This is a genomic window from Exiguobacterium profundum, from assembly GCF_001909285.1.
Lineage (GTDB): Bacteria > Bacillota > Bacilli > Exiguobacteriales > Exiguobacteriaceae > Exiguobacterium > Exiguobacterium profundum.
In genome coordinates this window covers 1342803-1355534 of record NZ_MRSV01000001.1, presented here as the reverse complement: position 1 = coordinate 1355534, position 12732 = coordinate 1342803, and the positions used below count along the sequence as shown (strand labels likewise).

General features: G+C 46.7%; 9 protein-coding genes. 5 read left to right on the top strand and 4 right to left on the bottom strand.

The genetic code is table 11. The features are described 5' to 3' along the window. The first annotated feature begins 483 nt into the window (after positions 1 to 483). Genes BBB58_RS07035 through BBB58_RS07025 form a run of 3 tightly spaced genes read left to right on the top strand, consistent with a single transcriptional unit; the run spans position 484 to position 4304 of the window. Complete coding sequence (locus BBB58_RS07035; RefSeq protein ID WP_074036414.1) at positions 484 to 2751, top strand: ribonucleoside-diphosphate reductase subunit alpha; 2268 nt, start codon at positions 484 to 486, stop codon at positions 2749 to 2751. Positions 2752 to 2800: 49 nt separating this feature from the next. Then, complete coding sequence (locus BBB58_RS07030; protein WP_074036413.1) at positions 2801 to 3307, top strand: flavodoxin domain-containing protein; 507 nt, start codon at positions 2801 to 2803, stop codon at positions 3305 to 3307. After that, positions 3264 to 4304, top strand: a complete 1041-nt coding sequence (locus tag BBB58_RS07025) for a ribonucleotide-diphosphate reductase subunit beta (RefSeq protein ID WP_074036411.1) — start codon at positions 3264 to 3266, stop codon at positions 4302 to 4304. Before BBB58_RS07030 ends, BBB58_RS07025 begins: the two co-directional genes overlap by 44 nt. An 80-nt stretch (positions 4305 to 4384) precedes the next feature. Here BBB58_RS07025 and BBB58_RS07020 read toward each other — a convergent pair whose 3' ends face one another. Beyond that, complete coding sequence (locus BBB58_RS07020) at positions 4385 to 6298, bottom strand: N-acetylmuramoyl-L-alanine amidase family protein (protein WP_074036409.1); 1914 nt, start codon at positions 6296 to 6298, stop codon at positions 4385 to 4387. Between the two features lie 126 nt (positions 6299 to 6424). Then, positions 6425 to 7204, bottom strand: a complete 780-nt coding sequence (locus tag BBB58_RS07015; RefSeq protein WP_074036408.1) for a nucleotide pyrophosphohydrolase — start codon at positions 7202 to 7204, stop codon at positions 6425 to 6427. A gap of 79 nt (positions 7205 to 7283) precedes the next feature. On the opposite strand from BBB58_RS07015, the gene ytvI reads away from it, so the two are divergent. After that, complete coding sequence (ytvI, locus tag BBB58_RS07010; RefSeq protein ID WP_074036407.1) at positions 7284 to 8417, top strand: sporulation integral membrane protein YtvI; 1134 nt, start codon at positions 7284 to 7286, stop codon at positions 8415 to 8417. 10 nt (positions 8418 to 8427) lie between these two features. Here ytvI and BBB58_RS07005 read toward each other — a convergent pair whose 3' ends face one another. Together BBB58_RS07005 and BBB58_RS07000 are read right to left on the bottom strand one after the other, a co-directional pair. Further along, positions 8428 to 9087 carry a DUF429 domain-containing protein gene (locus BBB58_RS07005; RefSeq protein ID WP_074036406.1) on the bottom strand — a complete coding sequence of 220 codons (660 nt, stop codon included), beginning with the start codon at positions 9085 to 9087 and terminating at the stop codon, positions 8428 to 8430. 132 nt (positions 9088 to 9219) lie between these two features. After that, positions 9220 to 10662 carry a leucyl aminopeptidase gene (locus BBB58_RS07000; RefSeq protein ID WP_074036405.1) on the bottom strand — a complete coding sequence of 481 codons (1443 nt, stop codon included), beginning with the start codon at positions 10660 to 10662 and terminating at the stop codon, positions 9220 to 9222. Positions 10663 to 10987: 325 nt separating this feature from the next. On the opposite strand from BBB58_RS07000, the gene ptsP reads away from it, so the two are divergent. Continuing rightward, a complete protein-coding gene (gene ptsP, locus BBB58_RS06995) occupies positions 10988 to 12706 on the top strand; it encodes a phosphoenolpyruvate--protein phosphotransferase (protein ID WP_074036404.1) in 1719 nt (572 codons plus the stop codon). The last annotated feature ends 26 nt before the right edge of the window (positions 12707 to 12732 follow it).

The following is a 12732-nucleotide window of genomic DNA, read 5'->3' as shown; positions in this document are numbered from 1 at the left end:
ACTTCACCAATCTACCTTACTTTTTACTCGGATACCAGCCTTGACAAATGGATTCATATTTCTTGATTCATCAGAACACTATATCTAGTATGAAATGAATATGCAGGTATTTTGATAAGTAACGTCAAATACAATCCATTCCACCTCAAACAAACGGATGAAATGTTTCATCAAGAGTGATGAAATCGAATTCAACAATTTGTGAAAAAACAAGCAAAGACAATACATAAATTTTTTTCATCTCTGTTCTCTGTCTCAAATTGGGTCATGAAGCCCTTTTGAAACAAAAGCAAAAAGGTGACGGGCACATTCCAAAATGTCAAGGATTGAAAAACTAAATATAGGTGTTTTATGATAAAAAAAATAAAAAAGTGTCAATATATAGTTAACGGGTATTTTGATCGTTAACACGATATTGTGACAGGTAAGGAAGTTCTTATTATCCTTTTATAACGTCTACACCATCTAAAGGAGTGATCTATTTTGACATCCCCTATCCACCACGAGACGATGCTACCAGCGGCTCCAACGCTTTCTGACGTCTCTTCTCTTATTCAATCTATCCAGACACGGTATCCTCACTTAAGCGTAGAGCGCTATGAAGAACGGGCGATTCGGACGCTCGAGACAAAAACGCTAACACAAGATGTAGTATATGACTTATTGACGATGCATGCCCTCGATATGTTGAAAGCCGAAGAACCGGACTGGACGTTCGTGGCAACGGAAATGTACTTGAACCGCCTCTATCTTGAAGCGGCACGCAACCGCGGTTACGAAGCATCTATGCGTTATGGTAACTTCTATCAACTGGTCGAGACGTTAACAGCAAAACGAATTTTCACGTCAGCGCTTCTCGATACGTATTCAAAAGAAGACATGGACCATCTCGAGACATTGATCGACCCATCCCGTGACCGTCTCTTCACATATATCGGACTCCGCACGTTGTCGGACCGCTATCTTGGGCGCGATCATGTGAAGAACCTTTATGAGCTTCCACAGGAGCGCTTCATGGTCATCGCGATGACGCTCATGCAAAAAGAAAATGAGACGACTCGATTGAAGCTCGTCGAAGAAGCTTATTGGGCTTTATCAAACCTTTATATGACGGTCGCGACACCAACATTGTCAAACGCCGGTAAATCATATGGACAGCTCAGCTCTTGTTTCATTGATACAGTTGATGACTCCCTCCGTGGCATTTATGATTCGAACACCGATGTGGCGACGCTCTCAAAAGGTGGCGGTGGAATCGGTGTCTACCTCGGGAAAATCCGTTCACGTGGTAGTGACATCAAAGGATTCAAAGGCGTCTCAAGTGGTGCCCTTCCTTGGATGAAGCAATTGAACAACACGGCCGTCTCTGTCGACCAACTCGGTATGCGTCAAGGCTCAATTGCCGTCTATTTAGACATTTGGCATAAGGACATCTTCGAATTCCTAGACGCGAAATTGAACAACGGGGATGAGCGCCTCCGGACACACGACTTGTTCACAGGCGTTTGCTTACCGGACCTCTTCATGCGTACGGTCGAGGCACGCGGCGACTGGCACTTGTTCGATCCACACGAGATTCGTACCGTGATGGGATATAGCCTTGAAGACTATTTTGACGAATCAGAGAACGGTGGAAGCTTCACAGAGAAATATATGGAATGTGTCAACACGCCAGAATTATCTCGTGTGACAGTTCCAGCCATCGACCTTGTAAAACGTTACATGCGCTCACAACTTGAAACAGGTACACCATATATGTTCTTCCGAGACGCAGTGAACCGCGCAAACCCAAACAAACATGCCGGGATGATCTACAGTTCAAACCTCTGTTCTGAAATTGCGCAAAACATGTCGGCAACGACAATCGAAGAAGAATACAAAAAAAACGGAAAAATCGTCATCACAAAGACTCCTGGTGATTTCGTCGTCTGTAACTTGAGTTCAATCGCACTTGCTCGTGCCGTGAAAGCCGATGTGCTCGAACGACTCATCCCGATTCAAATGCGTATGCTCGATAACGTCATCGATTTGAATACGATCGAAGTTCCACAGGCGATGATCACGAACCAGAAGTATCGTGCAGTCGGTCTAGGAACGTTCGGTTGGCATCATTTGCTCGCACTAGAAGGAATCCGTTGGGAATCGGTCGATGCCGTTCAATATGCAGAGAAACTCTATGAAAAAATCGCGTATCTCACAATCCAAGCATCGATGGAAAACGCCAAAGAAAAAGGAGCATTCGGCGTCTTCGAAGGTTCAGAATGGCATACAGGCGAATACTTCAAGCGTCGGAACTATCGTTCACACGACGACCTCGATTGGGACGGTCTCGCAGCAGAAGTACATCAAAACGGCGTCCGTAACGCCTATATGATGGCCGTTGCACCAAACTCATCGACGGCGATTATCGCTGGTAGTACCGCATCGATTGACCCGGTCTACAAAAAGGTCTACTCAGAAGAGAAGAAAAACTATAAGATTCCAGTCACGGTTCCCGACTTGACGCCGAACACAAACTGGTTCTATAAATCAGCATTTGAAATTGATCAATTATGGAGCATCCGTCAAAACGCGGCTCGCCAGCGCCACATCGACCAAGCAATCAGCTTCAACTTATACGTGAAGAACGATGTAAAAGCGACAGAGCTTCTTGCGATGCACCTCGAGGCATGGTCTCTTGGCATGAAGTCGATTTACTACACTCGTTCGACGACTGTCGAAGTCGACGAATGTGAGTCGTGTGCTTCGTAAACCGTCGTCATAATCATTATGTACATTTTATAGAAAGGTGGTCCACCCTATGAACATCGCAATCATCTGTCATTCGATGAGTGGAAACACAGAAGAAGTGGCATCGCTCATCGAATCGACACATCATCGCCGTGGCGATACGGTCGTCCGCTATGATGCCGATCGCGTCGGATATCGCGAAGCTCAATCGCTCGCTTCGTTCGACCTCGTCTATTTCGGCTCTTACACGTGGGCAGACGGAATCTTACCAGACGAAATGAAAGATACGTTCCGCCTCGTGTTGAAGGAACTCCAAGTGCCCATTCGACAAGCTGCGGTATTCGGAACCGGTGACAAGATGTTTGTACATTTCTGTCGCGCTGTTGACGAGATGGCGTACCACCTTTCAAAATACGGAATCCCACTTGCCGGGGAACTGCTTAAAATCGAGCAGTCCCCACGTAACCAACCGTTCAACGTCCAACATTGGGCAGAGCGGATGGCTCACCATGTAGAAGAAGGAGTTATGCACCATGTCGATTCAGAAAATCAAATTATTGTCGCCCAAACATCCTAACCGGGCAACCGCCATCATTGGCGGGGAAACGAGTTCGATCGTCAATTGGAACGATATCGCGTATCCTCAGTTCTATACCATTTACAAACAGTTATTATCGAACTTTTGGATTCCTGATGAGATCTCAATGTCTAAGGATATGCAACAATGGCCGCAATTGACTGAACGTGAACAGGATGCATTCAAACGGATCATCGGACTGCTCTCGATTCTCGACTCGGTCCAGACACGATACATCCTCGAGTCTTCTATGTTCTCATCTGACTCGTCTGTACACGCCGTTCTCGCGGTCATCGCACAACAAGAGGTCGTGCACAATCAATCATACAGCTATGTCCTATCAAGTCTCGTGCCACTCGCTGAACAAAATCGAATCTTTGACATCGCCAAAGACGATGAAATGGTCATGAAGCGCAATCAATTCATCTTGGACTTATATGAAGCGTTCCGCGAGACTCCGAACGCTGAAAACTTTGCGAAATCGCTCGTTGCATCCGTCATTCTAGAAGGCATCAACTTCTATTCAGGATTCGCTTATTTCTACAATCTCGCCCGCCACCAAAAGATGGTCGGTACATCAACGATGATCAGTTATATCCAACGTGATGAGATGCAACATTCTTACTTCATCAGCCAGCTCTTACGTGCCGTGCTGACAGAAAATCCGAAGATTGATGAAAACGGAAAGTTCAGTCAGTTCGTATACGACACGATGGCAGAAGCGGTCGATCTCGAGATCGAGTGGTGTGAATACGTTCTCCGTGACCTCGATGGACTCGACGTCAGTGAAATGCGAGACTACGTCAAATACTTGGCGAATAAGCGCCTCCGCGTCATCGGTCTGAATGACTTGTATGAAGGATTTGACGAAGATGTCATGCCTTGGATCCGTGCATACTCAGACGACTCGCTCAATGCGACAAAATCTGATTTCTTCGAACAAAAGTCACGTTCTTATGCGAAAGTGACAGACGCGAACGGATTTGATGATCTATAAAATTGAACCGAACCGATTTAATCGGTTCGGTTAATTGTACATCAAAAAAACCCAGACAATCATGTCTGGGTTAATTCAAATCAATAATAAGTCTGAACATATTTGGCAATTCCTTCAGCCACACCTTCCGCCATTTGCTGACGAGACGTGTTACTTCGAAGGTAAGTCAAATCTGTTGGTGATGAGATAAATCCTAATTCGACGAGTGCAGATGGCATTGTATTATACGTAATAACGTAATAATTAGCTGTTTTCACTCCTCGGTTCGACATTCCACTCATTTTACCTGCCAAGTTGCTTTGAATGTTTGAAGCAAGGACACGACTTCGAGCGCTGTGCGCAGACTGAGAAGAATAGAACGTTTCTACCCCTTTCGCAGATGATGAACCGGCTGCGTTGACGTGCATACTTACAAACAAATCACCACGTAACGACTTCGCTGCAGCAACTCGCTGATCTAGAGTCAAATAGACATCAGTTGAACGAGTGAGACGTACATTGTAATCATATTTTGAGCGAAGATAAGCTTCTACACGTTTCGTTACATCGAGTACAATCGTTTTCTCATAGAGAGATCCATTAACTGCTCCTGGGTCTTTTCCACCGTGTCCTGGATCAAGGACGATGACTGTTCCAGTCGATGTGCTCGGCTTAGATGTCATCACGAATGCTGAAGAAATGAAAGCATCTTGTCCATTGAACTTGATTTTATGGAAACCATTGATTGTCCCATAATGTGAAACAGCTGTTCCGTGATTGAGTTGACCAACCACATTCGAATCAAGACTCGCTTTCGAACGAACGTTCAATACATCACCTGGTGTGTTGATGTATACCGTACCTTTTGGTGCAGCTTCCGGCGCTGCCGGGGCTTTCCCTTTCGTCAACCACGAACTCGCTGTGTAGTAGACTTTCGAGCCGATATGAACAGTCGACCAACTCGAATTGTACGCTTTGTATGAAACAGCCGTGTATTTCGGAAGAACCATGAGGACTTCCGAACTCTGATGGGTTTTCCCAAACAAGTTTACTGTACGGTTTGCATACCCTTGCGTGAGTCCATCATCCGGTTTCGTTGTCGTCGGAGGCTCCGTTGGCGTTTTCGACGTAGAGATCCAAGCTGTCGGTGTGTAATAAGTTTCACTTCCGAGATATACAATCGACCAGCTCGAGTTGTATTTGCTCGAGAGGACAGCCGTGTTCACGGGGAGTACCTTCTTCACCGCCGAACGTTGATTCCGCTCAGCGAAGAGTTTCATCTCCCGGTTTGCATATCCGTCTTTTTTCTCTACACCACTGTCCAATGTGCCTGCTGTGATGCCCCAAGTCGGCGTATAATACGTCTCGTTCCCGATATAGACAATCGACCAACTTGAATTATATTTACTCGAGACGACAGCCGTATGTTTCGGAAGAACTTTCTGCACTTTCGAACGTTGGTTGCGTTCAGCGAACAACTTCAACTCACGGTTCGCGTAGCCGTTTGTCCGCTCCACATTCGATTCTGTCAGTTTCGGTGCGATGTAAGCTTTTGCGGCATAGTACGTCTTGCCATTTAGGTAGACTTTTGCCCAAGAAGAATTATGAACGGCATACTTCACTTCCGTCCCTTTCTTCAACGTAGCGACAATCTTCGCCGATCGATGAGACGTGACTCGTACGTTTAAGTTCGCAGTTGTCACACCAGTAGACGTTGCCGCCTGCGTCGTTAGCGAACTTGCAGTGGATGAAAGTTTCCGAATGTACTGGGCCGAGGCATAGTATGTACGATTGTTTACATACACTTTGTGCCAGGACTGATTATACGTTCCATACTTTACTTTCGTGCTTTTTGGTAATGTTTTCACTACCTTCCCACTCAGACTAGGGGATGTACGAATGTTCAAATTGACAGTCGTCTCTCCATCGTAAGTAGCAGCTTCAGCAGACGGAAGTTGCATACCAAACAAGAGGACCGTTAAGATGAGGGCAACTTTCAATAGTTTCATTTTCATCCAAAATATTCCTTTCTCATTGCGGCATTTCCTACTAACAACAATTTCATATTAGCATAATGCTTTTTTAAAAAAAGTAAATAATTGAAAAAAAGATGAATGTTTTTGATAAAAAGGTAAATGTTTTTATTTGACCGGTCGGATGATCAGAAACATCTCCGCACCGTAACGTTCGATGGCGACAGTAAAACCTTCTTTAATCGAAGGATTCTCTGTAACAATCAATCCATCTCGTTTCTGTTGAATTACAAATCCGTCCAATCCTTCAATCGCAAAAATGCGACAAAAACGCTCGATATGTTGTTCTCGTTCTATATATCGGTCGAATCGCTCAAACGATTTAACTGGGACTCCACCCCAATAGCGACCTGGCTGATGTGATAAATAAGTACGCACCGATGTCTCCGTAATCGGATCCTGCGTATGATCAAATCGTCCAAAGTCTCGGGCCGACTTCTCTTCGATGAGGGCAAAGAGTGAATCGAACAGATTGAGATGGTAAGACTCTCCAAGAGACAAAACGGCACGTTGCAATTGCTCGATATGATGCTGTAGTGATTGACCTTTACGGTTCGGTTTTAACTTCTTATCGCCTTCATAAGCGTTCAAAATCCGCGCCACTTCCCCTGCCTCTTCAACAATTTGAAAATACAGCTTCTCTTTCGATTCTCCTCCCTCCGCCTCTGGTTGTTGCAATGCAATCGCATACTGGTTTGCCAGACACGTGGAGATCACTAGTACATCAAGTAACTCCTCTTTCAACTCATCCCGCGCCTCTCTCCTTAACGCGCCCCCTACTTCTCCTACCTCTTCTAACAATCGTGCTAGCCCGGATAAAGGTCTCCAGTAACCACCTAAATGAAGAATCATCGTATCGATTTTCTGTTGAACTTCTCTCACGTTCATTCACCTATCTTTCTGCTTTATTTACCGCTTACATGATATACTATGCTCAACCTAGTTGTCCGGAAAGGGTGGGTTCCACATGTCGTCGGCAAGACTTTGGCAATTGCTTCGATTCATTCTCGTCGTTATCGGTTTCTTTTTAATCACTTGGCTATTGAATATACTTTTCGAATATACATATCCGTTCGTATTTGCCTTGCTCTTGTCCTTGATGACCGTCCCGCTCGTCAACTTTTTCGAGCGAAAATCAAATATGCCTCGTGCACTCGGCACTCTCATTTCCTTGATCATCGTGCTTAGCATCGTCGTCGGAATCATCACCATCGTCATCATCCAATTGATTCATTATGCAACGGTGGCAGCGGAACGACTCCCTGAACAAATTGAGACACTCACCGAGTTTATCCAACGACTGTTCAATGAGAAAATCGCACCGCTCGTCAATGATGCATACGAGAGCTATCAGCAGTTAAATCCCGGACAAACGACCTCGCTCGAGGGAGGAATCACCGAGCTCGGTGTCCAACTCGCCTCAGCGATTGGTGTCTTGTCCCGCGGAGTGGCCAGTGTGCTACAAAACATGTTAGCGGCGCTCCCGCTCGTCTTGTTGCTCGTGGTCGTCATTGTCCTCGCCTGGTTCTTCATCACAAAGGATTGGCCATCATACGTCAACTCACTGAATCGTCTGAACAAACGAAAAGGATTCAAAGAATTCGAGGAAGTGATGATCAACCTCAAGTCTGCCCTATTTGGATACGTCCGTGCCCAGTTCACGCTCATCTCCATCACATTCGGGATCGTCTTGATCGGGATGCTCATCCTTCGTGTTGACAACCCGCTCTCTTTCGCTTTACTTGCGGGGTTCTTTGACCTCTTGCCTTATTTAGGGGTCGGTACGCTACTTATTCCTTGGGCCGCCTATGCCGCGGTGACAGGTGATTGGTTCGTTGCCATCGGATTGGTCGTGTTGTATATCATCGTCATCGTCCAACGCAACTTGGCTGAACCGAAAATTGTCGGTTCCCATATCGGATTGAATCCACTGGTCGCACTCATCTCCATCTTCGTTGGATTAAAGCTATTCGGTGTACTCGGCTTTATCGTCGGGCCCGTACTCGCCGTCCTGTTGAAAGCCGTATACAATGCCAAAGTGTTTCATTACATATGGCGATTTATCGTCGGTCCGCCTACGACGACAGCAAAAGAGCGATGAAATGTTGATTTCATCGCTCTTTTTTCATTTGAGGTACAGCCACTACGGGTTGATCGGATGTCGCCGGCTGGAGCGAGAGACCACTTGTCCCCGCTTCATAGGCAGCTACCGCCAAGATGCACGCATCGATAATATCGTCGATTTGGACGTTTGACATTTTCCATTTCCATGGAGAACTTTTCGAGTATTGCCGAAGTAACTCGATTCGCTCATCCTGCCCTTCGACCGTCTTTTTTGAATGACTCGCCTCATGCCCCATCATGACTGAAAAACAAACTTCCGGATGTGATTCGTAAACGTCAGTTGCCTTCACCTGCTGAAACTCACGGATACGGGGAACAAGATTCCACGCTTGTTTACTAATTCCTTTGCCAACCAACGCCCGACTCCTTTCATTCGCTTCCTCATAAGTGGCTTCTTGCAACACCTCTTGAATCGGCGGAGTGAAGACGGACGACTTTCGTTGGCTGAGTCGGCAACGCATCCACGCATCGCATTCGCGGCTCGGATGGTCGACCGTTCCTAAATCTTTCGGCATATCCACAAAATGCATGGCACCATCAATCAGCAACTCCTCCAACGTCTCCGAAATCGTTAAACAAAGTGAGATGCTGTCATATGTGATTCGTACCCAACCGCCACGTGCACCATCAATTCCTACTCCTACCATGTCGTACCTCCTGTAACATCATCAACACGCCAAATACGGCGAGAAACACTGTACTCCCTAACCAAATACGGTTCGGCCACACCGTGTAGCATAAGCCACACAGAATCGCCAAACCGATTACTCCAGCTGCTCTTACCGCTCCCACGATTCAATCATCCGTGCGAGGGTTCGAACCATGACACCAGTCGGCCCCTTCGGACCGAGGTCATTCGCTGCCGCTCGTTCGCTCGTTCCCGCAATATCGAGATGCAGCCATGGTGTATCGCCGACAAACTCACCGACAAATGCGCCACCAAAAATCATATGACCGAAACGACCTGGTGAGTTATTCAAGTCGGCAACTTCCGATTTTCTCACCTTGTCGATGAAGACATCAAAGTATGGCATCTGCCACACGAGCTCGTTCGTCTCACGGCTAGCCGCTTCAAGCGAACGATAGAGCGAATCATCATTTGTCAGACAGCCTGTCACGTCTGTACCGAGGGCGACAAGAACGCCACCTGTGAGCGTAGCTACATCGATGATAGCTTTTGGTTCATACGTTTTCGCAAATGTGACCGCATCCGCTAGGACGAGGCGTCCTTCAGCGTCTGTGTTCAAGACTTCAATCGTCTTCCCGTTCATGGCTGTGATCACATCATCCGGTTTGAACGCATCCCCAGAAATCATATTGTCGGTCGCACCGATGATGCCAATCACGTTCCGTTTTGGTCGTGTCAATCCGAGGGTTTCGAACAATCCGAGGACGGTAGCAGCGCCACCCATGTCCCCTTTCATTCCGACGATTCCATCTTTTGGCTTGATTGAATAGCCACCTGTGTCGAATGTGACACCCTTTCCGACAACGGCAATCGGAGCTTCTTCCTCTGCCCCGCGATACTCGAGCACAATCAATTTTGGCGGAATCGTCGAACCTTGGTTCACTGCGAGCAATGCCCCCATCCCGAGTCCTTCCATCTCTTCTTTTTCAAGAATGCGGTATTTGAAATCATGACGTTTCGCCAACTCAACCGCGTAATCCGCTAACGTCTCCGCCGTCAAAATATTGGCCGGCATCATCGTCAATGTTCGAGCGACATTGACTCCTTTCCCATAAGCCACACCCGCATCGATATCCGTCTGGTCCACGTCACCGAGCAACGTGATCGTCGGTTCTTCGACCGTTTCATTTGGAGCAGACTTATATGTAGGATGGGCATAGGTCGCCATTTCATACGCTTCTGTAAACATACGCGCCGCTCCGTCCGTAAACGTATCAAGCGCTACCGCGACGTCCTTCAGTCCACGTACTTTGATCAGCTTCGCGACTTTCCCGAACCAATTCCGAACATTCTCGGTCGTCATGTCATTTCGTTGACCAAGTCCGACAAATAAAACACGGGTCGTCTCCCCGGCGAATGTCGGAAGGATTGTCACTTCCCCCGTCTTCGTAGAGAGGTCTCCTGATTGAATAAGCGCTTTGACGCGTCCAGCAAACAATGTGTCGAGCCCCTCATCGATAGAATCAGCCGCTCCAATTCCGACGACGATTGTCTCGTAAGAATCGGTCCAATTTAATTGAGCAATTTGATACATATTGCCACTTCCCTTCTATATATATGGTAAGCATAACGAACTTCTCCAAAATAATGAAATAGTATGCGTAAGAGTCAAGAAATCTTCGAATTCATGGGCTATCTCCTCGTTGTGACGTTGTTTTATTTTATGATAGGATAAGAAAGTACGCAATCGGGCTTCTCTTCATCGTGAAGTGAGGCCAATTTGACTGGTCGAGGCTTCCCCTAGTCGTAGACCGTTGCTACTTTAACTTTCTCCGTTCTCGTTAATTCTTTTTTCTTTTCTGGTATGAAGTAACGAGGCAGGAAAGTACACTATTTCTTTGAAAAGAGGGACTACGCTTATGTCACACATTAAAGGTATTGGTGCATCTGCAGGAATTGCAGTTGCAAAAGCATTCGTCATGGAGACACCTTCATTCGATATCCCATCACACAAGATTGAAGATGTCGCTGCAGAAAAGGCTCGCTTCCACGATGCGATCGCACAATCTAAAACGGAGCTTGAAGCCATTCGCGAACATACACTTCGTGAGCTCGGTCCAGACAAAGCCGAGATTTTCTCAGCTCACCTTTTAATCGTTGAGGACCCAGAAATCGTATCGCAAGTGAACGACAAAATTGAAAGCGAAAACATGAACGCAGCGAAGGCACTTGACGAAGTCGCCCAAACGATGATCATGATTTTCGAATCAATGGATAACGAATACATGCGCGAACGTGCAGCTGATGTTCGTGACGTCACAAAACGTGTCATGGCTCACATTCTCGGAGTGACATTCGTGACTCCAGCTTCGATTTCAGAAGAAGTCATCATCATTGCCGAAGATTTGACACCATCAGACACGGCACAACTTAACCGTAAATACGTCAAAGGATTCGCGACGAACATCGGCGGACGTACGTCTCACTCTGCCATCATGTCACGCTCACTTGAAATTCCGGCAGTAGTTGGAACAAAAGTGGCCCTAGAAGAAATCAAAAACGGTGACCTCGTCATCATCGACGGAACAGAAGGTGACGTCTTCGTCAACCCTTCAGAAGATCTCGTCAAAGAATACGAAGGCAAACGTGCTGATTTTGAAGCGTACAAAGAAGAGTTGAAGCAACTCGTCAACGAAGAGTCAATCACAGCGGACGGTCACAAAGTGAAGCTTGCTGCGAACATCGGGACACCGAACGACCTCGAAGGCGTTTTGAAAAACGGTTCAGATGCAATCGGGCTCTATCGTACGGAGTTCCTATATATGGACTCTGAAACGTTCCCGACTGAAGAAGAGCAATACACAGCTTACAAAACGGTTCTTGAAGGCATGGAAGGCAAGCAAGTCGTCATCCGTACACTCGACATCGGTGGCGACAAAGAGTTGTCATACCTTGACCTCCCGAAAGAAATGAACCCGTTCCTCGGCTATCGTGCCATCCGCCTTTGCCTTGAGGAAACAGATTTGTTCCGCACACAACTTCGTGCCCTTCTCCGTGCCTCAGCTCACGGTAACCTTGCAATCATGTTCCCAATGATTGCGACACTCGAAGAGTTCCGCGCGGCGAAAGCCCTTCTTCTCGAAGAAGAAGCGAAGTTGAAAGAAGAAGGAATCGAAGTCGGAAAATATGAGACAGGGATGATGGTTGAAATCCCATCAACCGCTGTCATGGCGAAGCAATTCGCAAAAGAAGTCGACTTCTTCTCAGTCGGAACGAACGACTTGATTCAATACACGATGGCGGCTGACAGGATGAACGAAAAAGTTTCTTACTTGTACCAACCGTTCAACCCTGCCATCTTGAACCTTCTCCACAACGTCATCACTGAAGCACACAAAGCTGGCAAATGGGTCGGCATGTGTGGAGAAATGGCTGGAGAAGAACTCGCGATTCCAATTCTTCTCGGTCTTGGTCTCGACGAATTCTCGATGTCCGCTTCAAGCGTCCTTCGTGCGCGTAGCCTCGTGAAACGCTTGACGAAGTCGGAAACAGAAGCAATCGTCAACGAAGTCCTCAACATGGACACAGCTGAAGAAGTCGTAAACTTCCTTAGCGAAAAGTTCGACATTAAGAAATAATGGCAAAAGTCCTTCTCTCACTCGAG

Excerpts from the sequence above, each read along its gene's own strand:
- BBB58_RS07030 (WP_074036413.1), top strand. The coding sequence starts at position 2,801 with ATGAACATCGCAATCATCTGTCATTCGATGAGTGGAAACACAGAAGAA.
- BBB58_RS07025 (WP_074036411.1), top strand. The coding sequence starts at position 3,264 with ATGTCGATTCAGAAAATCAAATTATTGTCGCCCAAACATCCTAACCGG.
- BBB58_RS07020 (WP_074036409.1), bottom strand. The coding sequence starts at position 6,298 with ATGAAAATGAAACTATTGAAAGTTGCCCTCATCTTAACGGTCCTCTTG.
- BBB58_RS07015 (WP_074036408.1), bottom strand. The coding sequence starts at position 7,204 with ATGAACGTGAGAGAAGTTCAACAGAAAATCGATACGATGATTCTTCAT.
- ytvI (WP_074036407.1), top strand. The coding sequence starts at position 7,284 with ATGTCGTCGGCAAGACTTTGGCAATTGCTTCGATTCATTCTCGTCGTT.
- BBB58_RS07005 (WP_074036406.1), bottom strand. The coding sequence starts at position 9,087 with ATGGTAGGAGTAGGAATTGATGGTGCACGTGGCGGTTGGGTACGAATC.
- BBB58_RS07000 (WP_074036405.1), bottom strand. The coding sequence starts at position 10,662 with ATGTATCAAATTGCTCAATTAAATTGGACCGATTCTTACGAGACAATC.
- ptsP (WP_074036404.1), top strand. The coding sequence starts at position 10,988 with ATGTCACACATTAAAGGTATTGGTGCATCTGCAGGAATTGCAGTTGCA.